Annotated in this window: 20 protein-coding genes; 8 read left to right on the top strand and 12 right to left on the bottom strand. The window is 62.3% G+C overall.

Translation table 11 applies throughout. The features are described from left to right. Positions 1 to 273: 273 nt before the first annotated feature. The 6 genes from AB8A27_RS21995 to AB8A27_RS21970 form a co-directional block, all read right to left on the bottom strand. On the bottom strand, positions 274 to 954 hold the full coding sequence (locus AB8A27_RS21995; RefSeq protein ID WP_441243738.1) for a peroxiredoxin-like family protein: 681 nt from the start codon (positions 952 to 954) through the stop codon (positions 274 to 276). A gap of 20 nt (positions 955 to 974) precedes the next feature. Beyond that, positions 975 to 4298 (bottom strand): adenylate/guanylate cyclase domain-containing protein, encoded by a 3324-nt coding sequence (locus AB8A27_RS21990; protein WP_441243737.1) that lies wholly within the window; start codon positions 4296 to 4298, stop codon positions 975 to 977. Between the two features lie 143 nt (positions 4299 to 4441). Next, positions 4442 to 5419 (bottom strand): Bug family tripartite tricarboxylate transporter substrate binding protein, encoded by a 978-nt coding sequence (locus tag AB8A27_RS21985; protein WP_441243736.1) that lies wholly within the window; start codon positions 5417 to 5419, stop codon positions 4442 to 4444. A 58-nt stretch (positions 5420 to 5477) separates the two neighbouring features. Next, a complete protein-coding gene (locus tag AB8A27_RS21980; protein WP_441243735.1) occupies positions 5478 to 6374 on the bottom strand; it encodes a polysaccharide deacetylase family protein in 897 nt (298 codons plus the stop codon). 36 nt (positions 6375 to 6410) lie between these two features. Further along, positions 6411 to 7310 (bottom strand): fumarylacetoacetate hydrolase family protein, encoded by a 900-nt coding sequence (locus AB8A27_RS21975; RefSeq protein ID WP_441243734.1) that lies wholly within the window; start codon positions 7308 to 7310, stop codon positions 6411 to 6413. After that, positions 7307 to 8002: a GntR family transcriptional regulator gene (locus AB8A27_RS21970; protein WP_441243733.1), complete on the bottom strand. Its 696-nt coding sequence runs from the start codon at positions 8000 to 8002 to the stop codon at positions 7307 to 7309. Before AB8A27_RS21970 ends, AB8A27_RS21975 begins: the two co-directional genes overlap by 4 nt. Before the next feature lie 219 nt (positions 8003 to 8221). Between AB8A27_RS21970 and AB8A27_RS21965 the strand changes: the two genes are divergently transcribed. The 3 genes from AB8A27_RS21965 (at position 8222) to AB8A27_RS21955 (ending at position 10817) form a co-directional block, all read left to right on the top strand. Further along, positions 8222 to 9298 carry a phospholipase gene (locus AB8A27_RS21965; RefSeq protein WP_441243732.1) on the top strand — a complete coding sequence of 359 codons (1077 nt, stop codon included), beginning with the start codon at positions 8222 to 8224 and terminating at the stop codon, positions 9296 to 9298. A gap of 101 nt (positions 9299 to 9399) precedes the next feature. Next, entirely contained in the window at positions 9400 to 10371 is a 972-nt protein-coding gene (locus AB8A27_RS21960) for a S1C family serine protease (RefSeq protein WP_441243731.1), read from the top strand. A 245-nt stretch (positions 10372 to 10616) separates the two neighbouring features. Further along, the gene (locus AB8A27_RS21955) at positions 10617 to 10817 is read left to right on the top strand and encodes a hypothetical protein (RefSeq protein ID WP_441243730.1); all 201 of its coding nucleotides are present in this window, start codon (positions 10617 to 10619) and stop codon (positions 10815 to 10817) included. A gap of 47 nt (positions 10818 to 10864) precedes the next feature. On the opposite strand, the gene AB8A27_RS21950 is transcribed toward AB8A27_RS21955, so the two are convergent. The 4 genes from AB8A27_RS21950 to AB8A27_RS21935 form a co-directional block, all read right to left on the bottom strand. After that, on the bottom strand, positions 10865 to 11827 hold the full coding sequence (locus AB8A27_RS21950) for a DUF1775 domain-containing protein (RefSeq protein WP_441243729.1): 963 nt from the start codon (positions 11825 to 11827) through the stop codon (positions 10865 to 10867). Between the two features lie 44 nt (positions 11828 to 11871). Then, entirely contained in the window at positions 11872 to 14076 is a 2205-nt protein-coding gene (locus AB8A27_RS21945) for a TonB-dependent receptor domain-containing protein (RefSeq protein WP_441243728.1), read from the bottom strand. A gap of 70 nt (positions 14077 to 14146) precedes the next feature. Beyond that, positions 14147 to 14530 (bottom strand): DUF2946 family protein, encoded by a 384-nt coding sequence (locus AB8A27_RS21940; protein ID WP_441243727.1) that lies wholly within the window; start codon positions 14528 to 14530, stop codon positions 14147 to 14149. A gap of 78 nt (positions 14531 to 14608) precedes the next feature. Then, the gene (locus tag AB8A27_RS21935) at positions 14609 to 15496 is read right to left on the bottom strand and encodes a cation diffusion facilitator family transporter (protein ID WP_441243726.1); all 888 of its coding nucleotides are present in this window, start codon (positions 15494 to 15496) and stop codon (positions 14609 to 14611) included. A 653-nt stretch (positions 15497 to 16149) separates the two neighbouring features. Here AB8A27_RS21935 and AB8A27_RS21930 point away from each other — a divergent pair. Beyond that, complete coding sequence (locus AB8A27_RS21930; RefSeq protein WP_441243725.1) at positions 16150 to 16734, top strand: L,D-transpeptidase; 585 nt, start codon at positions 16150 to 16152, stop codon at positions 16732 to 16734. Between the two features lie 93 nt (positions 16735 to 16827). Next, positions 16828 to 17955: a DUF2252 family protein gene (locus AB8A27_RS21925; protein WP_441243724.1), complete on the top strand. Its 1128-nt coding sequence runs from the start codon at positions 16828 to 16830 to the stop codon at positions 17953 to 17955. A 24-nt stretch (positions 17956 to 17979) separates the two neighbouring features. On the opposite strand, the gene AB8A27_RS21920 is transcribed toward AB8A27_RS21925, so the two are convergent. Beyond that, on the bottom strand, positions 17980 to 18720 hold the full coding sequence (locus tag AB8A27_RS21920; RefSeq protein ID WP_441243723.1) for an SDR family oxidoreductase: 741 nt from the start codon (positions 18718 to 18720) through the stop codon (positions 17980 to 17982). A gap of 127 nt (positions 18721 to 18847) precedes the next feature. Here AB8A27_RS21920 and AB8A27_RS21915 point away from each other — a divergent pair, with 127 nt between their 5' ends. The 3 genes from AB8A27_RS21915 (at position 18848) to AB8A27_RS21905 (ending at position 22000) form a co-directional block, all read left to right on the top strand. Next, a complete protein-coding gene (locus AB8A27_RS21915; protein ID WP_441243722.1) occupies positions 18848 to 19741 on the top strand; it encodes a LysR family transcriptional regulator in 894 nt (297 codons plus the stop codon). An 11-nt stretch (positions 19742 to 19752) separates the two neighbouring features. Further along, on the top strand, positions 19753 to 20640 hold the full coding sequence (gene gluQRS, locus AB8A27_RS21910) for a tRNA glutamyl-Q(34) synthetase GluQRS (RefSeq protein WP_441243721.1): 888 nt from the start codon (positions 19753 to 19755) through the stop codon (positions 20638 to 20640). 100 nt (positions 20641 to 20740) lie between these two features. Then, positions 20741 to 22000: an ATP-binding protein gene (locus AB8A27_RS21905; protein WP_441243720.1), complete on the top strand. Its 1260-nt coding sequence runs from the start codon at positions 20741 to 20743 to the stop codon at positions 21998 to 22000. Here AB8A27_RS21905 and AB8A27_RS21900 read toward each other — a convergent pair. After that, a complete protein-coding gene (locus AB8A27_RS21900) occupies positions 21927 to 22820 on the bottom strand; it encodes a YihY/virulence factor BrkB family protein (protein WP_441243719.1) in 894 nt (297 codons plus the stop codon). The two genes, AB8A27_RS21905 and AB8A27_RS21900, sit on opposite strands and share 74 nt — an antisense overlap. Between the last annotated feature and the right edge of the window lie 54 nt (positions 22821 to 22874).

Below are 22874 nucleotides of genomic sequence, written 5' to 3'. Positions count from 1 at the left end.
AATTGCGGGCGCCAGCGAGATCCACGCCTTCATTCTTTGACCGGTCGGCTCATGGCGCTTCGCTGACCTAGTCGTTGATCGCGCGAATGTCGACTCGTTAGGGTTTAGCGGACATGTACATTGCGCCCTCGTAAGGACGCGAATGACCCCAACCGAATATCCAAGCTTGCGAAGCACAGTCAGGTCTCGTGCTTTGGCCGGACAGAGCACGCTTCTCGCGACAGTCCTAGCGCCGCCCGTGGCAGAAGTGCACGCCGAAACGCGCTATGATACTTAGCCTGCAACCTGGGAGGCGGCCGACATCAGCTCTCGTGGGGTCGGAGCCCCAAACATGCGACGGCCCTCCTCGGGAACTTCGGTAAAGCTCCAGCGCACGATACCCTCCCGATCAAGCAGGAATTGGCCAAAGAGTTGGCCATGGCCAGTTGCCTTCATGTGCTCGTCGGCTTCGGTCATTTCGTAGCCGTCCTTATTGTTGAGGAGATCAGCCGCGGCCATCGGATTCATCGGCTCGGGCAGCTCGCCCGGCATGTCTATCCGCATGGTCATGACAGCGTCCATTCCCATCTTGTGCGGCCACTCGCTTTCGTTCTCCGTGAATTCGAGATTGGGCAAGCCAAACGCGCGGTGCGAAACGCGCTCGGGGTCGGACGCGGCGAGCAGATTGGGCAACGGATGATAACGGAAATAGAGCCGCGCACGCTCGATTGGCGTGTTGACCACCACCAGACTCTCGACGCCTTTCTCGCGCAGGGCTGGGTCAAGTTGCGCCTGGGTCGCGAGATGGCGCCGACAGAACGGGCAATGCAGGCCTCGAAATAAGCCGACCAATACTGGGCTGTGGCCGCGAAAGTCATCAAGCGCAATCTTGCCGTCGCGTGTAATCGCATCCAGCACAATGTTCGGTGCGCGGTCGCCCGGGTGGAGTAGCCCATCGACATGATGTTCGGACATGGTCAACCTCCTTCAGTTTACTAATCAAGAAACGGCAATACGATCAGAGCTTCAGGATCAAGCCCGTGATGGGCGCAAACATCGTGCGCCAAAGCAAAATACCGCTCGGCCTCAGGCATGTCGCCTCGATCGAGGTTCAGCGTTGCTAGACCATCATAACATGGAAAGAGCTGCTGTGGCTCGCCCGTTTCGCGCGCCACCTCGATTGCTTCATTGTAGCAGCGGGCCGCAAGTTCCGGCTGGCCATGGCATTGATGAATTTGTCCGAGCACAATCAATGGCACAGCGAGATGCTCGCGCTGATCGAGCGCACGGTCGAGTTCGATCGCCTTTTCGGCAGCAGGCACGCCTTCGTCGGCACATCTGTCCGTAAAAGTGCAACAAGCGACAGCGAGATTGGCAAGAAGGCGCGCCTGAAAGCCGAGATCGCCGATACGGCGCGCGACATCAAGGCCGCGCCGGCATACCTCCATGGCTTGTGCCGGATCGACCATCGTGTAGAGCACACTAAGATTCGTGTAACCGCGACAGGCTGCGCTGAGGAGGCCAGCGGCTTCGGCGACTGCGACGCTACGTTCCACCTCGCGCACGGCCTCCCGGCTTCGGCCCAGCCGCGCGAGTGCAACTCCTTTGGTATTGAGCGCTTCTGCAGTAGCGCGAGCCGCCTCAAGCCCGGCTTGTATATCTACGTCCGGCGGCACGGATTGAGCGTAACCCAGCGCATCGTCTGCCCATCTCGCAGCCGCGGCGTGATCGCCCGTCCGAAACGCGAGGTGGCCGCGCTCTTGCACGAGATGCGCCCACTCGATCGGCGCGTCCGTTCCTTCAAGCAACGCAGCCGCCTCGGCGTAATGCGCCTCCGCCCTGGTTCGTTTGCCAGCGTCCCACATCAATCGACCAAGTTTGCGCAGTATCCGCGCTGCGGCGGCGCGGTCCCCGGCCGCGCGATGGATCTCCAACACCGTCTCGTAGTGTTCGTCGGCCGTGTCTCGTCGGCCAGCAGCTCCACAAAGGTCGGCAATTCGCTCGTACAGCACAAGCCGTTCCGGTCCTTGATCGCCAGAGGTCAACAAGACGGCGAGTGCCTGCTGATAGAGGCGGATGGCGTCATCGTTGGCGTAGATCGCGCGCGCTCGATCACCTGCTGCGCTCAGGTAATGTGCGCCCTTCGGCTTGCTTGCACTGAGGCTGAAATGATGTCCCAGCAAGGTAAGGTCTTCGAGCTGCTCGGGATCATCCCCGCACAACTGCTCGAGAGCAGTACCGATCCGCCCATGCATCTCAATACGCCGTTGCAGAAGGAGATTTTGGTAGATCACATCCTGAAGCAGGGTTTGCGTGAAACGATAGGATTGCAGCGAAATCGAGTTCGCACCTGCGATCTCCTCGATGATCTCGGCGTCGCACAACAGTTCAAGCCCTGCCTCTACTTTCACCGGGGCGGTCGCCGTGGCACCGAGAAGAGCAACATCAAAGCGCGGGCCGATAACCGCTGCCTCTTGAGCCAACCGACGCACGTCGTGTGGCAGTCGGTCCACTCGCGCGAGTAACAAGGCCTGAATGCTCGCCGGGATGTCAGCGGCCGCTTCATCGGACTTGATCTGCCAATGCGGGCCGTCACGCGCCAAGACGCCAGCTTCGATAAGACCGCGTATGATTTCTTCAACGAACAGCGGATTACCGCTCGCCCGTTCAAGAATTCGATTGAATAGATTTCCGGAAGACCCACTCCAACCGTCACCGAAGAATGCCGCGAGCAGCTTTTTTCCGTCAGCGACGCAAAGGGGTGCCAGCCGGAGTGTTGTATGGCTAATTCGACTTGACTCGAGCGGATCCATTTCAAGCGCCGGTCGGTGTGTGAACAATAGCATCAGCCGCCTGCGCTCCAGCCGATCCATCACGAACCGCAGTACCTCAAGCGACACGGCATCGGCCCAGTGCAGGTCCTCGACAATAATCAGGAGGGGCGATAGGGCCAGACGCCGTTCGAAGACTGTGCGGATCGCGAAAAAAATCTGTCGCCGGAGCTGTTCCGGCTCAACATGCTGCAAAGCGGCATCGGGGTCGCCGAGACCAAGAACATAGAAGTAGAGGGGTATCAGCCGCTCGATTTCTTCGGTCGCCAGGCCAAGCTCCGACAGCGCTTCGGCCAGCTTGGTCTGCGTCTCTGCCGCCGAAGCCTTGTGCGCGATGCCGTAAGCACTGCGCAGCACCGCGGCGAGGGTACCGTAGGATTGTTCACCCAGGGGCGAGCAAACGGCCCGTCGAATCGCCACGCTCGCGAAGCGGTCATCATCGCGAGCGCGGGTAACGAACTCATTCATCAGGCGCGTTTTTCCGATGCCGGCTTCGCCGACCAGCCGCACCAGTTGAGCAGCTCCGCCACACGCCAGATTAAGGCACCCCATCATACGGGCGATCTCTTCGTCGCGTCCGATCAGCGGCGCGCTAAGGCCCAGTATTTCGAGTCCGCGCGCCGCACGCGGTGTGTCGAGAGGCCCCTTGAGACGATGTACCAGGACGCTGCCAACCTTGCCGCGAAGCGCAACGTCGCCAAGTGATTCATACGAGAATGCATGCCGCGTGAGGCGGTAGGTGAGTGGCCCCACCAGCACTTCGCCCGGGGCTGCCATCGATTGCAATCGCTGAGCGGTATTCACCGTGTCACCGGTCACTGAATAGGATTTGGCAGCGCCCGCACCAAGTCCCCCCGCAACCACGTGCCCGGTGTTGATGCCGATATGGAGCATGAGCGGCGCACCTGCGTATGCCTTCAAACGTTCTCCCAGGTGCGCCGTTCGCTGGATCATGTCGAGGGCCGCGCGGAGCGCCCGCTCAGGGTCGTCTTCGTGCGTGGCCGGCGCACCAAACAGTGCGAGCAGCGCATCGCCGATGAATTTGTCCACGAAGCCGCCAAAATTTTGCACCGCTGCCGTTAGTTCCTCAAACAATTCGTTCTGAAGAGTCTGCATGACTTCCGGGTCGAGCCGCTCGCTCATCGTGGTAAAGCCACTGAGATCCGCAAACAGCACGGTAACGGTGCGGCGGTTCGCTTCGGTATCGACCTTGTGGGGTGTCCGCCGCGATGCTCGCTCGATCTCGACTGCCGGGCTCGGCTTGAGCGCTGGTCGATCGGGCCCTACCGGAATCGTCGGTGATGACGCCTCCCGTCGGTCGCCGGCATTAGAGTCGTCATCGACGTGGGCGCCACATTTCGGGCAATACGTAAAATCGGGTGCGCATACATAGCCGCAACCGGGGCACGAGTTCGGCTGCTTTGCACCGCACTTCGGGCAGAAAGCAAAGCCGCTCTGAACCTCGAAACCGCAACGGGAGCAGGTCATGGATCAAGACCTCGCGGGAGTCGCGATAGCACGATCTGATCTTGGACCTCACCGAATGGGTCCTAGATCATTGGTAAGATGGCCTCACAGCGTCGGAAGAGCAAGCGGGGGTTCTGGTATGGAGCCGGGCTACACCAGAATCGCTAATCCTGCTTCAGCTCGAGCTTGCGGATGATATCGCCCCATTTGGTGATCTCTCCGCGCACATAGTTTTGGGAGTCGGTCACCGAACTACCAACGGCCGCGAAGCCGATGCGGTCGAATTGTTCGCGAACACTTGCATCTGCAAGCGTCTTGTTCACGTCAGCGTTGAGCTTGTCGATGACTGCCTGCGGCGTCTTCGCCGGCACCAGGAATGCCACCCAGGTTGCGTCCTCGTCGTCGCTCAGTCCGAGCTCGCGCGCGGTCGGGACATCCGGAAGCGATGGCATACGCTCGCGGCTCGTCACGGCCAGCGCCTTGACCTGTTTGCCCTTCACCAGCTCCATCGCGGCGGGTAAGGCGACACTGGCCAGAGGCGTGTGTCCGCCCATCACCGCGTTGAGCGCGGGACCTGCTCCCGTGAACGGCGCATGTATGATGTTGGCCTTGGCGTTGAGCTTGAATATTTTTTCGGCCGACAGATGCGGCGTAGTGCCGACACCGGCGGTGCCATAGGTGAAGTTTTCCTTGGCGGCAGAGGCAATCACCTCACGCAGGGTCGATGCTGCGAGATTCGGCGCGCCGACGATCAGATTGGGCGTGGTCGCCGCGACCACCACGGTCTTGAATTCATCCGGCGAATAGCCGGCCTTTGCCGACAGGCTCGGATTGACGGCGAATGCGCTTGTGGTCACCAGCACGGTATAGCCATTGGGTTCGGCTCTTGCAGCCGCGGCAGCCGCGATATTGCCGCCGGCACCACCGCGATTCTCGATCACGACGGGTTCGCGCCACAGATCGTTCAGTTTCTGTCCGACAATGCGCGCGATGATATCCGCGGGACCGCCCGGGGCGAAAGCGACGAGCAGGCGCACCGGCTGCGATGGGTAGGGCTGCTGGGCGACGGCGGGATCGATCGCCGTCAGCAGCGCTGCGGTGATGACGACCGCGCAGGATGCGCGCTTGAAGAAGTGCGTCACGATATTCCTCCTCGATATCTTTTCGGGAGGCTTTTGCGCCTCCTCAAATGGGCGTGGATCAGAACACCTCGTCCTTGAACCACCGGCCCTGCGCCAGCGCGTATTCGGCAATCTCCATACGCGTGCCAATCCAGACATCGTCGCGCTTGCGCGCCAGCTTGATCATGGCGTCGTAAACCCACGCGCCTGCCGGCCGACCGAACACATGAGTGTGCGCGGTGACGTCGAGCATGAACGGCGCCGCGTCGGCCTGGCTAGCATTGTCGAGGATGGCGCGGAACTGGTCGATCAGTGTTGCCGGCGCATTGCCGTAGCGGATGCTGTGCGGCAGATCGTTCACGTCCATCGTTAGCGGGATGCCGACGATGCGCTGCTCCGGCGCATCTTTCTGAGCAATGATCGAGGGCAGGTCGTCGTCATTGCAGTCGCCGAACCAGACATAGCCTTCCTCAGCGAGCAGCTTTGGCGAAATCAGGCTTCCGGTGCCGCGTGGGCTGATCCATCCTTTCGGACGTTCGCCGGTGACGGCGGCGATGAGGTCACCGGTGCGGCGGATATTGGCGCGCTCACCGGCCTCGTCGAAATAGACCGGGATGACATCCATGCCATAGGAATGCGCCACGATCTCGTGGCCAGCGGCATGCAGCTCCTTCAACACGGTCGGGTGGGTTTCGGCCAGCACGCCGTTGACCATGATGCTGGTCTTCACATCGTTTGCGGCGGCGATCCGCGTGAGGCGCTGGATGCCGCGCACGGCGCCATAGCTCGCCCAGGAGTGCGCGTTGGTATCGAAAAAGCCGGGCTGCAACACGTTGCCCATCGGCCCGATGCCCGGAGCCTTGCCGGGCGACCAGGCTTCGTAGGCCAGGTTGAAGACGACGCCGATGCGTGCGCCATTCGGCCAGCGAAAGTCCGACGTTGCACGCTGCACGCGGAATGCCCGGGAGTCACTCATGTTGTTGTCCTTGTTTTTGGCGAGTGCGGTGCCGTGTCAGGCCACGATGTTGTTGGACAGGATGCCGATGCCTTCGATCTCGGCCGTGACGCGATCTCCCCTGAGCAGGAAGCGCGGCGGCGTCATCGCATAACCGACCCCGGACGGGGTCCCGGTGGCGATCACGTCTCCGGACTCCAGCGTGAGGCCGCGCGTCAGATGTTCGATGATGGCCGGGATATCGAAGATCATGCGGCTGGTGCGGCTGTCCTGGCGTACCTCGCCATTGACCGTGCTGAAGATCCGAAGGTCGCCAACATTCGGCAGCGCGGACGCATGGACCACAACCGGCCCGAATGGGCAGGAGCGATCGAGGCCCTTGCCCTTGAACCACTGGCCGTAGCGGCGCTGCATGTCGCGACCGGTGATATCGTTGATGATCGAATAGCCGAACACATGATCGAAGGCGTTCTGTGCGGAAATGTTGCTGCCCGGCTTGCCGACGATGACGGCGAGCTCGACTTCGTAATCGAGCTGTTCGGTGACATTGGCATGCTGCGGAATCGTTTCACCTGAAGCGATCACGGCGGTCGGCGGTTTGGTGAAGAATTCCGGCACGCTTGGCAGCGGGGCGGGCGCCTTGCCCTGCGCGCGCATGCCTTCGTCGATATGGTCCTTGTAATTGCGGCCGACGCAGAAAACGTTCTTTTTTGGCCGCGGGATCGGTGCCATCAGAGTCAGCGATGCCAGCGCAACAAGGTTCGCGGCCTTCGCGGTGGATGCGAGATCACGCACGATGGCGAGCCCCGCTTCGCCGGCTTCGGCGAGATCGCCGACATGACGCGGCGCGGAGACCTGGCCTGCACCCGGCCACGCCTTCGTCAGATCGAGAACCTTGTCATCGATCAGGAGGCCGAGATGCGGTCCGTCTGCGGCTGCGAAAGTGAGGAAGATCATGTCGGGGTCTCATCCTGTTCGTGGAGGTCAAATTCTTTCAACGACGCTGCTGCCTGGTCGCGCAGCAAACGGACATGCCGTCGCGCGAGCATTTCCGCGCGGTCGGGATCGCGCTGTGCGATTGCGTCGATGATGTCGTGATGCTCGTGAAACGACTGCGAGCCGCGGTTGAGACGCTCGATGAAGCGCAGTCCCGCCATTTTCAGATGGCCGAATGAGTCCCATGTCTTGCCGAGCAGGGCGTTGCCGCTCTCTTCGATCATCAGTGCATGAAAGGCAGTGTTCGCAGCGGCATATTCGGCGGGGCGTGCCAGCGCGCCGGCTTCATCGAAATCGGCGAACACGGCCCGCAGGCGGGACGCGACATCAGCCGCACCGTGGAGGGCTACCTCGCGCGCTGCCAGACCTTCCAGCATTTCCCGGATCGACAGCCATTCGAGATATTCCGGCAGCGATGTCGGCATCAGCCGCGCGCCGCGGCGCGGGCGAAACGTGATCAGCCCTTCCTGTTCGAGCCTGCGCATGGCCTCGCGTACGGGAGTCCGGCTGACCCCGAGCTCGGCCGCAAGCTCTTCCTCTCGAAGTCGCAAGGGGGCCGTGAGGCCGGCCGCGCGCACCCCCAGCCGAACTTTCAGGGCCGTATAGACTTCGTCTCTCAGATAGGGCCTGGCGGCGATCGGGCTGATGCTCATAAATTTCTGTATATGTATACAAAACTTGAAAGTCTACGGTATTTCAATGCTGCGTCGCAGCGATTTCGCCGGATGTCGGTGATTTGGATGATCGATAGCTGTGGTTGGCAGATATCGCGGGGGCGCGGAGATGGCCGCTTTGCCGTCGTATCGGTATGGTCTTTGGCCTCTCGCTCGGTCCTGGGTTGATAGGGCCAAGTGATTTGCCGGGAGTTTCCGATGAGCGACATTGTCGTCGACGATATCGTGGTGCTGTTGCCGCCGCTGCTGCAGTCGCTCGAGGCGCTGCAATTCGTTGCGCGCAATCTGCATCCGCCGACGTTCGGTGCCGTCATGGAAGCGGTGGGCGAGCCCGATCAGGCGCTCAAGGCGGTGCGCGCAGAACTCAACGCATGGCCGGATGATTTTAGTGATCTGCGGGCGCATCTCGATGCGGCGAGCGACGCAGCGCTGACCGCCTTTACCGGCCTGCGCGCCGCCCAGCAGCCCGGTGGCGATTTGCCGATGGTGGCTCGCGCATTGCGCCATGCGACGCGCGCGCAGGAGGCGCTCTACGCCACGGTGGCGCGGCTGCCGCCTGTGAGTACGTTCTTCCTTTCGCCTGACATGCGCGAGAACACGGCACTGCTTGAACGGCTGGCCTCGCCTTCGGCAGAGAACACCGGCGTCATTCATGATGGCGAGCCCGGTCGTCGCGGCGGTTTCTCGATGTATGTGCCAGAAACCTACACGCCGGATCGGGCATGGCCGCTGGTGATGGCGCTGCATGGCGGCAGCGGCAACGGCCGGGCTTTCCTGTGGAGCTGGCTCGCCGATGCCCGCAGCTCTGGCGCGATTCTCGTCGCGCCGACGGCGATCGGCAGCACCTGGGCGCTGATGGGCGATGATGCCGATACGCCAAATCTTTCGCGCATTCTCGAACTGGTGCAGTCGCGCTGGCATATTGATCCCGCGCAGCTCCTGCTGACCGGCATGAGCGATGGCGGCACCTTCTGCTATGTCAGCGGCCTCCGCGCCGAGTCGCCCTTCACCCATCTGGCGCCGGTGGCCTCGACCTTCCATCCGCTGATGGCGCAGTTTGCTGATGCAGATCGCCTGCGCGGTCTGCCCATCCATCTGGTCCATGGCCGTCTCGACTGGATGTTCCCGGTGCAGACCGCACGCGAGGCACAGCAGGCGCTCACGATCGCCGGCGCTGATGTCACCTATCGCGAGATCGACGATCTCAGCCACTGCTATCCGCGCGAGATCAACGCAGTGCTGCTGGCGTGGCTCGCACAACGTTCCGGTGCGTAGCCAAACGCCGCAGGGCCGCCAAGTTCACAGGCTGGACTTCCACGTCGGCGATCGGTTCTTATATGGCGGGGACTGGCCATTCCGGGCAAAGGAGAATTTGCATGCCTTCACTGACCGAGTGGAAAGTCCCCCCGGACGTGCAGCCGCGTGCTGAGGATTACGGCTTCGACCTCGAACAGGCGCTGGACGCGGTGGTCGGGCTGCATTGCATTGTTCCTGAAGATGCTTTCACGGCAGAAACGCTCGGCACCGAGCGCGCCGGCAATGGCGTGCTGATCGGTGACGGTCTCATCCTCACCATCGGATATCTCATCACTGAAGCCGAAACGATCTGGGTCCATCTCGGCGACGGCCGTGTGGTGCAGGGGACCGCGCTGGGCGTCGATCAGGAAAGCGGCTTCGGACTCGTGCAGGCGCTCGGCGAGATCGACATCGCGCCGCTGCCGCTCGGCGAGTCGGCGACAGCGAAGATCGGCGATCGCGTGGTGATCGGCGGCGTCGGTGGGCGCACGCGCTCCGTGGCCGGCAAGATCGCCGCGACTCAGGAATTCGCGGGCTATTGGGAATACCTGCTCGACGACGCGATTTTCACACATCCGGCGCATCCGAACTGGGGCGGTGCCGCCCTGATCAACGCCAGAGGCGAGTTGATCGGCATCGGCTCGCTGCAGATCGAGCGCGAGCATGGCGGCAAGAACGAGCATCTCAACATGATCGTGCCGATCGACCTGCTGAAGCCGGTCCTCGACGATCTCAGGACCTATGGTCGTGTCAACAAGCCGCCGCGGCCGTGGCTCGGCCTGTATGCCGCCGAGGTCGAGGACAGGGTGGTCGTGGTCGGGATTGCCAAGAAGGGCCCCGCGGCCCGGGCCGAGCTCAAGACCGGCGACGTGATTCTTGCCGTCAACGGTGAGGAGGTATCCGATTCCGTCGAGTTCTATCGCGCGCTCTGGGCGCTCGGTCCGGCCGGCGTCGACGTGCCGCTGACGCTCTATCGCGGCGGCGATACGTTCGACGTCGAATTGGTATCCACGGACCGCTCCAAGATGTTGAAAGCTCCCCGGCTGCACTGACGCCAGGTAGAACCGTGGCCTGCAACGATGGTGGATTGCATGCCAGACCGTTGCGTCAGGGAGCGCTGACAAAAAATTGAGACATTCAGAATTGCAAGCTATCAGAATTAGCTAAATATTATGAGCGAAGCGACTTCTGATTCGTGCTGCGCGTGATTCACGTCAATTCCAGGTCAATCTCATTGTCACGCGCATCATTTGACAGTTCGCAACGGGGCGGACTGTCTGTCGTCAAGAGTTCTGATATGCCTCATCGTGCGATGCCGTTCGGCAATGACAATATCCGCACCAGCCATTTGAAATGCGATCAGTGCAAGACGCGCACGTTCTTGCAAGACATTGAGCGATCCCAGGGTTTCGAGATCAGGCTGTTCGGCTGCGCCCATTGCGGCGCGGTCAAGGCAATCCGGATCGATACACGCGACGCAATCGCGGCCTCGTCCTAGCCATCAGGCGCACCGCAACATGTGCGGTGCGCCTGATGTCGACGTGATCAGTGCGCGTGTCCGCCACCGGCCGGTGCCGAGGCGCCAACGGCATTGACGTCGAGTTCGATGTCCACCTTGCCGGCTTTCTCGAACTGTAGCTGCACCTTCACTTTGTCGCCCTTGGCGAACGGCTTGGCGAGATCCATCAGCATCAAATGATAGCCGCCGGGCTCGAGCTTCACGGTGGCGCCGGGCTTGATCTCGAGCCCTTCATTGAGCAGGCGCATCTTCATCACGCCATCGGTCATGCTCATCTCATGCACCTCGATGCGGCTGCCGCCGGTGAATGTCCCACCGAGCAGCTTGTCGCTGGTCTTGCCGCTATTCGTGATGGTGAGATAGCCGCCGGCCACCTTGGCTGCGGGCGGCGTCGCGCGCGTCCAGGGCGTCATGATCATCAGGTCGCCCGCGTGGACCATGCCGGCCATCTGCGCCATGGCATCGTGCGGCGAGGCGGCGGCAAGGCGCACGGTCGGCGCCGGAGATTTCAGGCTGTGCGGATCCTGCCCAGCAGCCGGGATCTGCGCCCAGTCTTCCGAGCCCTGCTCGCAGCTCTGCAGCGTCGGCAGATACAGCGGCGCATCGGCCTTCAATGCGGCAGGCAGATAGGCCGAGAATACGAACTCGTCATAGAAGTCGTTGTCGAGCTTGCCGGTCCAGGTGATTTCCTTGACGCCTTCCGACGCCTTCATGCCGTGCATGAAGTCGTAAGTTTGCGCATAGGCGCCCTTCTTGATCGCGATGGTCCAGCCTGGCTTCGCCATGGGCTTCACGGCGATCATCCCTTCCGGAATCTGCACGGTGATCTTTGTCGTTGGCGAGGCGCCGCAGCCATGCGGCACGGCGAGCACTGCGCGATAGGAGCCGCCGACCGTGGCCGGACCGCTCTGCACGAAGACATGGGCATAAGCGGGTGAGGCCACTGCGCCCAGCGCAGTGAGAAGCAACAGCATGGAGCGGTTGGTCATGGAACGTCCTTTCGTGAATTGAAGCATAGCGGAATTCGTCATCTTCACCACCTCGCCTTGACGCCGGCATAGACGGCGCGGCCGGTGCCGGGTTCGAACAGCGGCGACGTCGCTGTGGCCCTGTCGAGGATACTGGCGGAGGCGATGTAGCGGGTATCGAGCACGTTGCGCGCCTCGATATAGCCGGAATAAGTGCCGCCATTGTCGACGCCGGCTTTCAGGCCGAGCAGCGCATAGGGTTCGGTCTTCAGCGTGTTGGCGCTGTCGACATAGTAGGCTTCCGGCACCCATTCGACATTGGGGCCGAGATAGAAGCCGTTGGCGTGCTTGTAGAGCAGTTCCGCGCGCAGATAGTGCCGCGGCGCGCCCGGCAGCAGGTTGTTGCCGAACGTCGCGTCATTGTCGAAGCGGAAGTCGTTGAACGTATAGGCCATGTTGAGCCAGAGCTTGTCCGGCTGCGGCCCTGCATCGAACATGCCCTTGAAGACAGCGATGCCGAGGCTGGCCTCGATGCCCTGATGGATGGTGCGGTCCGCATTGGTGACGTTGCAATTGCCGAAGGCGCTATAGATGCATTGCAATTCGTCGGTGATGTTGGCGCGGTAACCCGTCAGCTCCCATGTCAGGTCGGGACGTCGTCCGCGGGTGCCGATTTCATAGGTGGTCGCACGCTGTGGCCGGATGCTGGTGAATGGAATCGTCGGGATGCTCGGGCCGTTCGAACTCTCGCCAAAGCTCGGCACTTCGGCACTGCGCGAGACATTGGCATAGGCTTGCCATGTCGGATCGATATTCCAGAGCAATCCGCCCTTCGGACTCCACAGGTTGAATTCGGTGGCGCCCGACTGGTCACCATCGCTCAGGAAGCGGTCCTGGCGATTTCGCGTGGCATAGAGGAACTGCGTGCCACCAATCACGGCAACAGTCGGTAGAACGTAGAGCGAGTTTTCGGCATAGACCGAGGTATTCTTCGAGCGGTCGATCGAGGATGACGCCAGCGCGCCCTTCTGGCCGGCGACATTGACATACTGGTTGTTGTCGATCCGGCCATTGATCACATTGACGCCGGCGATGAAGACGTTGCGATAGCCACCGATGATGCGATCGTCGGTCACTTTTCCGAAGCCGCCATAGTCCTGATAGCTGTAGTCCAGATACTGGAAGATCGGATGCATCAGGTGGCGGTCGACGCCGAAGACGCCAAAGTCGATCGTGGTATTGTCGAGCCGGATCGTCGTCTTGTTGGCGAGACGTACTGTGTCGATGTTGCGCTGCTGGTCCCCGGTGAGGTTATTGGCCGCCGCGGTGGTCGGCGAATTCAGCGCGCTGTCCTTGCTCACCGAGCCGGGAATGCGCTGCCTTACGCTGTTGGCATTGAGATAGAAGCGCGTCTCGAAGTCCGGCGAGAACTGGTAGCCGACATTGCCGCTGACGCGCGTGGCCTCGCCGTAGCTGTGATCGCGAAAGCCGTCGGCGGATTGCGTCGAGGCCGTGATGAAGCCGTCCCACGGACCGTTCACGCCGCCGGTGTTGGCCTGCAGCCGGCGGAAGCCGAAGGCGCCCATGTCGACCGATGCGCCGTTCGCGAACGGATCGCGGCCGGTGGGCGTCACGAAGTTGATCGCGCCGCCGAGCGAATTGGCGCCGAAGCGCAATGCGTTGCCGCCCTTGAACACCTCGACATATTTATAGGCGGTTGGGTCGATTTCCTGGAAATCGCCATAGCCGTCGGCGGTGTTGATCGGGATGCCGTCCATATAGAGCTGCACGCCGCGCAGATGGAAATTGCGCGACAGGCTCGATCCGCGGATCGAGAGGCGGGTGTCGTCGCCCCATTTCGGCTGTGCGAACACGCCTGGCACATAATCGAGGATGTCCTTGATGGTGTTCGACGGAGTTGAGTTCCGCCACGCATCTGCGGTCACCAGCGCGACGCCGCCCGGCGTCTGCTGGATCTCGCGCAGCGCCTGCTGCGCGGTCAGCACCGTAAGGGCGCCTGGGACGCTCGGAGCCTGCGCGCCGGCAGGTGTTGGCGTTGCCGCAGGGCCGGTACGGGCCGTGCGGGCGTTTGGCGCAGTTTGAGTTTGGTGCGGTTTGCGCGCGGCGACAGCGCGCTGTTGCGCCGGCGCATCGACGGTGACCGCCGGAAGCGATGTCGAGGAGGCCGATTGGGCCGACACCGCGCCTGGAATGAGCGCGGCCGCGGATGCGAGCAGGACGCTGCGCAGCCGCATGGAAACGGATAGCATGGGGAAAACTCCACCGGGATTGAACTGAGATACGCGCGCGTTGGTGCGCGGCGTCTGACGGCGTGGAACGTCAGCTCAGGCGCGGTGGCGCGCGGGCCCGGTGGTCGGAAGTTGCGGCTTCTGCGACGATGCGATCGTCGCGGGCGGCAACAGGAGCGATCGCGATGGCGATACGCGAGACGAGGAAAGTCGCGGAGGCAGGCGGGGCGCCCGGCGCATGGGTGCCGACGCAGATCGGGCAATGTACCGCCGGAGCGCCGGTAGTCTTGCCGGCGTCATCCGGGGATGCGGCAAGATCGGGATGGGTGAGGCAGAGCTCGAAGCCTGCGGCCTGCGCAGTCGGCGAGATCGCGGCCAGCAACAGGCTGGACAGCACGACATTGAGCACAAGCGCATAGGCAGCGGCCAAAGATGCCACGGCCCCAAACCAGCGTTTGCGCGAAACATGTGTCACGGGAACGATCCTCGCCTCCCGATTAACACGGGGGCGGAACCTGTCAAAGCCGTTCGTGACCGGATTCGTTGATCCAGGTCAGAGAACCACGATTCCGGAATGCTTGGCCTTGTCGTCGGGTTCGACATGGATGGTGATCAGCGCCTCGCCGATCTCCTGGCGGATCGCGGTCTCCAGCTTGTCGCAAATGTCGTGCGCGGCGCTCACGGTGGTCGATCCTGCCACCACCAGATGGAAATCGATAAAGGTCATGCTGCCGGCGCGGCGGGTGCGCAGGTCATGCGCCTCGATGGCGCCGTCGGCATGGGTCGATATGGTCTGCTTGATGCTCGCGAGCATGGCTGGCGGGATTGCCTCGTCCATCAATCCGCTGAGCGACGCCTTCATCAGGCCCCAACCGGCCCACAGGATATTGAGGGCGACGAGTGCCGCAAGGATCGGGTCGAGGATCGCGATGCCCGACAGTGCCGCTACTCCGACGCCGCCGAGAACGCCGATCGAGGAATACACGTCGGACAATAAATGGCGGCCATCTGCTTCGAGGGCAGGCGAGCGATGGATGCGGCCTTGCCGGATCAGCACCCATGCCCAGCCGGCATTGATGATGCTCGCCGCTGCGTTGACGAGCAGCCCGAGCCAGGGCGCTTCGACGAGGCGAGGCGTCAGATAGCTTTGATAGGCTTCACGCATGATCAGGATCGCGGCGAGCACGATCAGCACGCCTTCGAGCACGGCCGAAAAATATTCAACCTTATGATGCCCATAGGGATGATCGTCGTCTGCCGGTTTCGCGCTCAGCGTGGTCGCAAGCAAAACGACGATGGCCGTCACGACATTGACGATGCTTTCAATCGCATCGGACAGCAGTGCGACGCTGCCGGTCAGATAATAGGCGGCATATTTCATGCCGAGGACCAGCAGGCCAACGGCAATGCTGCCTTGCGCAAGACTGCGAACGCTTGTCATCTGAAAATCTCGTTGGGGTAACGCGAAGTCTCACGCGGCTGTGTGCTCTAATATGCCGATCCCGACGATGCAAGCCGTGAAATCCAGCTGCAAGTGCTTCGCATTACAATGCGCGTGTACTTCATCGGGCGCGTCGCTCGATCAACTGACATGATATCGATCCCGTCATGCGCGTGGCATTTGTAGCGGTCGTCCGCGCATTGATAGTTGCGGGATGACATCGTGCTGAATCGCGTCGTCATGGCGCGGTCCTCAATGTCGCTGGTCCCAACAAGGCCGGCGAGGCTCACGCTGGAGCCCTTCGGCACGCATCGGCGGGCATCGCTGCTGCGGTTCCGCGGAGAGGCTCGCGCTGCGCGCCGGCAGACCCTCAAAGGCGATCGATCAACCTGAGGTTATTCGTGAACCTGCGCGGCTGTGGCGCGATCACCACAGCGGCGCGCAAAGTGCACCGCAGAGCTGTTCCATGACCCGAATGACACGCTGTTGAGCCTGATTTGATCGCTCAGCCCTGTATGAGGTGCGGGTCGTCCGGGTTGGACGCGTTGCAGCAAGGGATGGGAATGACTGGTTTTGGTGGATCACGCGGGCTGCGCCTTCTGGCGCTTTTGATGTTGCCCGCTTTGCTGGTGGGGTGTGCAAGCAGCGGTGGGATGATGTCGTCCACCGGCTTTGGCGGTCCGTCCGCCAGTTATGCCGAGTTGAATGACGGTGGGTACACGCTGCCGGCCATCGACGTCTCCGCAATCGATCCGGCGATGCTGCGTCAGCGCGTCGCTTACCGCACCAAGGAGCCCGTCGGCACCATCGTGGTCGATACGGCCGCGCGACATCTCTACCTCGTCGAGGGCGACGGCAAGGCGATGCGCTATGGCATCGGTGTCGGCAAGGCCGGCCTCGCTTTTGCGGGCAACGCCACGATCAAGCGCAAGGCCGAGTGGCCGCATTGGACCCCGACGGAAAACATGATGAACCGCGAACCTGCGCGCTACCGCAAGATGGCGGGCGGCATGGAGGGCGGCATCGACAATCCGCTCGGACCTCGCGCGATGTATCTCTATCAGGGTGACCGCGACACCATGTTCCGGATCCACGGCACCACCGAGCCCGAGACCATCGGCCATGCGGTGTCCAGCGGCTGCATCCGGCTGATGAACCAGGATGTCGTTGATCTCTACAATCGCGTGAAGATCGGCAGCCGCGTGGTGGTGATCCAGAGCGGCCGCGCCGACTCCTGAGACGCGTCTTCGACCGGGAATTCAAAACGCCGGGTGTCCCTGATACCCGGCGTTTTGCGTTTGGCGCCGCAAATTTTGCCATAGCCGGTTTCGTTGCACGGCTTTATGGTGCATTTACTTAAAATACATCTTTTGATTGTTTTTTTAGCGAGCGAGGCCCGGATGTCTTTCCGCGAAGATAACAGTGCGTATGAGGATTGGCTGCGTCGCCAGTGCCACGTCGTGGAAAAAGACCTCAGGCTCAAGCACAAATTGATGCGCGAGGATGCGTTCGTCTTTTTGCGCGGGACATATTTTCGGTGGGCAAGGAAGGTCGAAGACCTCTGCCCGACTTTATGTGACGCGCCGCATGTCCTCTGCGTTGGAGACGTGCATCTCGAGAATTACGGCACCTGGCGGGATGCCGAAGGGCGTCTCGTATGGGGGATCAACGATTTCGATGAGGCGGCGAAGATGCCGTATCTGTTCGATCTCGTTCGTCTTGCGACCAGCGCGCTGCTTGCTCCGGGTATGAGGCTTGGGAGAGCGGCGATTTCGCGTGCCATTCTCGCCGGCTACCGCAAGGGTCTGGCCGATCCCCATCCGGCATTATTGGATCAACGCGAATTCTGGATGCGGCCCTATGCCGTTCGCGCGCGCAAGAAGCCGGCGAAGTTCTGGAACGAGGTGAAGAAGTATCCGACCGCCAAGCCGCCTTCTATTGTCGTCCGGGCGCTGAAGAAGTCGCTGAAGGGGGCGACGATCGAGAGATTTGGCAGCCGTGTCGCGGGCACCGGCGGCCTCGGCCGGCCGCGCTATGTCGCAGTTGCTGTAGCGGAAGGCGGTTGGTCGTTGCGAGAAGCAAAGGCGCTCGTCCCTTCGGCCTGGCTGTGGGCGCATCGGTCAAAATCCGAAGTCTCGCATCTTCACGCTCTGGCGTTTGGACGCTATCGCGCACCGGATCCGTTTTTGACCATTGATGGCAAGTTCGTGATCCGCCGGCTTGCGCCGGATTCCCGCAAGATCGAACTCGGCAAACGCCCGGGCTCCGAACTCGCAAAACTGACCACGCAGCTTTTGAATGCGATGGGGCAGGATCTCGCGGCCATTCATGCCGCGGGCAGGATCGGCGCAAAGGCTTTGCGCGCCGATCTTAAAAAGCGCCCTCCGGGATGGCTCGGCAAGGCCGCCAAGACAATGTCGGAGCTGGTGGAAAGCGACTACCGCGCCTGGAAAAAGTAATGAGCCGCGGCAGTTGCTCCGATCTCACACAAGCCCGCCATTGGCGCGCAGCACCTGGGCGTTGATCCAGCCGCCTTCAGGGCCGACCAGGAAAGCAACGGCATTGGCGATGTCTTCGGGCGTGCCGAGACGCTCCATTGGCGTCGCCTTGGCGAAACGCTCGATCAGTTCCGGCGACTTGCCATTGAGGAACAGGTCGGTTGCGGTCGGGCCGGGTGCGATGGCGTTCACGGTGATCGAGCGGCCACGCATCTCCTTGGCCATGATACCCGTCATGGTTTCGACCGCGGCCTTGGTGGCGGCATAAATGCCATAGGTTTCCAGCTTGGTGCCGACGACTCCCGTGGAGAAATTCACGACCCGTCCGCCATCTCGCAATCGCTTCGCCGCCTCGCGCATGGTGTTGAACGTGCCTTTCAAATTGACCGCGATCTGCTGGTCGAACGACGCATCGTCGGCATTGGCGAATGTGGCGAGCTTCATGATGCCAGCATTGTTGATCAGCACATCGATCCCGCCAAAGGCGGTCTCCGCTGCATCGAACATGCCGCGCACTGCGGCGGGATCGCTGACATCGGCCTTGGCGGTGAGCGCGCGGCCGCCGGCTGCCTCGATCTTCTGTGCGACGGCTTCGGCAGGTGCGGCGCTGCCGGAGTAATTAACGATCACCGTGAAGCCGTCGCGGCCCAGCCGTTCGGCGATGGCTGCGCCGATGCCGCGGGATGCGCCCGTCACGATGGCTACCTTGCTGGATGGGTTTGTCATGTCGCTTCTCCTCGTTGCGGCGGCCGACTGGCAGGACCGTTCTGACGGGAGAAATCTAGACGGTTTCATTTTTCGGATAATGATGCATTATCTGGCATCACAATTCGGATTTAACGAACAAAGAGAGATGGACCGTTTCGAGACGATGCGGGTGTTCACCCGGGTGGTGGAGCGGCGCAGCTTTACGGCTGCGGCGGCGGATCTCGGCCTGCCGCGCTCGACCGTCACCGATGCGGTCAAGCAGATCGAGGCACGGCTCGGTGTGCGGTTGCTCGAGCGCACCACGCGGCTGGTGCGGCCGACGCTGGACGGCGAGGCCTATCACCAGCGCTGCCTGACGCTGATCGCCGATCTCGAGGACGCCGAAAGCGCGTTTTGTGGCGCCAAGCCCAAGGGACCGTTACGGGTTGATATGAACGGCACGCTGGCGCGCAATTTCGTGCTGCCGCATCTGCCGGACTTTCTAGCCGAATATCCGGATATCCAGCTCTATCTCAGCGAGGGCGACCGGCTGGTCGACCTGATCCGCGAAGGCATCGATTGCGTGGTACGTGTCGGCGAGCTCCGCGACAGCGATATGGTGGCGCGCCGGCTGACCATAATGGACGAGGTCACCTGTGCGGCGCCGTCCTATCTCGCGCGCATGGGCATGCCTTTGTCCATCGATGCGCTCGCAGGTCATCGCATGGTCGGCTATCACTCCTCGGCGACAGGCGCGGTGTTGCCGCTGGAATTTCAGGACAACGGCGCGTTGCGTCATGTCACCTTGCCGGTGGCGATCACGGTGAACAGCGCCGACAATTACGCGGCGATGGCGAAACTCGGTTTCGGTCTGGTGCAGGTGCCGCGCTATCGCATCAAGGATGAACTCGCCGATGGCACGCTGGTCGAGGTGCTGCCGCAACATCCGCCAATGCCGTCGCCGGTGTCGCTGCTCTATCCGCGCAACCGCCAGCTCTCGCCGCGGGTGCGTGCGTTCATGGACTGGCTGACGCGTGCTTTCGCGCGCGACCTCATTTAGGGAAACCTGTGATGGTCCCTGTCTTTCGCTTCGCGCCCAGCCCCAATGGCTATCTGCATCTCGGCCACGCCGCTTCGGCGCTGCTGAATTTCGATCTGGCGCGCGAGGCCCGCGGCCGGTTGCTGCTGCGGATCGAGGATATCGATGTCACGCGTTGCCGGCCGGAATTCGAGGCGGCGATCTACGAGGATCTCGCCTGGCTCGGCATCGTCTGGGAGGTGCCGGTGCGGCGACAGTCGCTGCATTTCGCCGACTACCGTGCCGCGACCGAGCGGCTTACATCCATGGGACTGCTCTATCCAAGCTTCGAGAGCCGCGCCGAGATCGCACGCATGATCGCGGCCAAAGAAGCGAAAGGCTCATGGCCGCGCGATCCCGACGGTGCGCCTCTCTATCCGGGCATTGCCAGATCGTTGTCGCCGCAGGCTGTCGCCGAACTCAGACAGGCAGATGCCCCGATGGCGTTGCGGCTCGATATGGCCAAAGCCATTGCAGCCGGCGGTCCGCTCGCATGGACCGAGCAGGGCGCGGGTCCGGGCGGCGAGACGGGTATCGTCGCCGCACAGCCAGAGGCCTGGGGCGACGTGATCCTGGCTCGCAAGGAAACGCCGACCAGCTATCACCTCTCGGTCGTCATCGACGATGCGCTGCAGGGTGTGACCCATGTGGTGCGCGGCGAGGATCTGTTCTGGTCGACCAGCGTTCATCGGCTGCTGCAGCAACTGCTCGGCCTGCCGCAACCGCTCTATCGGCATCATTCACTCGTGCGCGATGACACCGGCGCCAAACTGTCCAAATCGACCGGCTCGACCAGCCTGCGTGAGTTGCGGGCGCAAGGCGCCACACCGGCTGATATCCGCCGCATGGTCGGTTTGTCTGACCCGACGGCCGCAAGTTAGCCGCAAGCGCGCCGCAAGAAATTCGCAAGCCTGACTTGGCCTGCTGCGTGACTCCGTGTGCTCCGCCGTGGCATGGTGCCGCCGGGACGGGTGGCAACATATGGCGCTGACATCGCGCTCTCCGCGCAAGATGCGGACGCGCACCAAGCAAACGCTGAAGAAACGCGTGGCCAAGAAGCGTGTGGTGAAGAAGCCCGCGCCGAAGCCGCGCGCCAAGCGCAGGTCCGTGCGTGCGGATACGATGGTGGAAACCGCGCTGGCAGTATTTGCCCATGAGGTGCGCACGCCGCTGACGGGCATTCTTGCGGTCAGCGATCTGCTGGCCACTTCCGATCTCGACGAGCGTGAGCGGCGTTGGGTCGACACGATCAAGGCCGGCGCCGAACATCTGGCGGGTCTCGCGACATTGTTCGTCGATGCGGCGCGCAGCAGCAAATCCAGGTTCGAGCTGCGGCAGGATTTCTTCGATCTGCGCGCGCTTGCCCGCAACATCGGCGACTCGCTCGCGGGCCGCGCGGCTGCCAAGGGGCTGCTGTCGCGGGTCGCGATCTCCGACAGGCTGCCGGTGTTCGTGGTCGGCGATCCCGTGCGGCTGCGCGCGGCGCTGGAAAATCTGATCGACAATGCAGTGAAGTTCACCGAGCAAGGCAACGTGACCCTGAAGGTCTCGCCCGTTCGCATGGCCGGCAAGGTCGGCGTCTCCTTTGCCGTCTCCGACAGTGGCATCGGACTTACGCTGGCCGAGATCAAGCGACTGTTCAAACCGTTCTCGCAGGCCAATGTCTCTATTGCTTCGCGCTTCGGCGGCGCCGGCCTCGGCCTGTCGTCGGTCAAGCAACTCGCGCGCGCGATGGGTGGCGACATCACGGTGGCGCAGCGCCGTGGCGGTGGCACGGTGTTCACGCTGACGGTGGGCCTCGCCAAAGCCAACGGTCCGATCGCCATCATGTCGCGCGATGATGCTTTCATTGCGCCGGGACAGGCGCTGCGGGTCTTGAGCGTCGAAGACAATCCGTTCGGCCGTGTCGTGCTCAATGCCATTCTCACCGAACTCGGCCATCAGGCAGAGTTCATCGGTCGTGGCGAGGCAGCGGCGGAGCGTGTCGCACAGGGCACGTTCGATGCGGTCCTCATGGACATGGTGCTGCCGGGGATCGACGGCGTCGAGGCGATCAGGCAAATCCGTGCGTTGAAGGCGCCGCATGGCCGGGTCGCGATCATTGGCGTGTCCGGTCGCAGTGAAGACGAAGCCGCGTCGCGTCAGGCAGGCGCTGACGCATTCCTGATCAAACCGGTGTCTCCGCGTGCGCTAGCGACTGCGCTGCTTGAAGCGAGACGCCGTGGGGCAGCCGCGACTTGATGATGGCGGCGTTGAGTTCGCCGCCAAACACGAAGATCGCGGCAATAAAGTACAAAAACACCAGCGCGATAATCACCGACGCCAAGCCCGCATACATCGTCACGTAGTTGTTGGCGAAGCGCGCCAGATAAAGACCGAAGCCGATACCCGACGCCAGCGAGGCCAGCATCGTGAAGATGATGCCCGGCAGGATCTGGCCGAAGGTGCGCCGGCCCGACGGAAGCCAGGCATGCAGGATGAACAAGGCGATCACCATCGCGATGCTGGTGATGCCATAACGCGCAATCGTCAGCAGCCGTTCGTTGTTCTCCACCATCAGCGGCACATAGCGCCTGATGATTTCAAGCATCAGCGGGCCGAGCACGATCAGGAATGCCATGGCCAGCGCAGTGACGGCGGCGATCAGCGTGTAGCCGATCGACTCCAGCCGCAGCCAGTACCAGCGCCGCAGCTCGACTACTGAATAGGCGCGGTTCAGCGCTACGCGCAGGCTCTCGACGCCGTTGGAGGCGAAATAGACTGCGAGCACGAGGCCGATGGTCAGCGCATCGCCGCGGGTCGTGGTCAGCACGTCATGGATCTGTCCGGACAATGCGCCGGCCACCTGGTCCGGCCAGATTTCCAGCAACAATCCGACCGCCTGGTCGGCCAGATCCTTGGAGCCGAAAAAGCCGGCCAGCGAGGCCAGTACGATGAGGAACGGAAACAGCGCCATCAGGGCGGAAAGGGCGATATGGCTAGCAATCGCCCAGCCGTCATCGGCGAGAAACGTGTAGAAGGCATCCAGCCCGATATCGAAGACGGTGCGTATCTGCCTCACATGCCACCTGGTTCGGGATCGGCCGGCAAATCACCGGTTGTCACGTTAGCTTCT

The sequence above is a fragment of the Tardiphaga sp. 768_D3_N2_1 genome, from assembly GCF_052076105.1.
GTDB lineage: Bacteria > Pseudomonadota > Alphaproteobacteria > Rhizobiales > Xanthobacteraceae > Tardiphaga.
The sequence above is the reverse complement of the archived record's forward strand: the minus strand, read 5'-3'. Positions and strand labels throughout refer to the sequence as shown.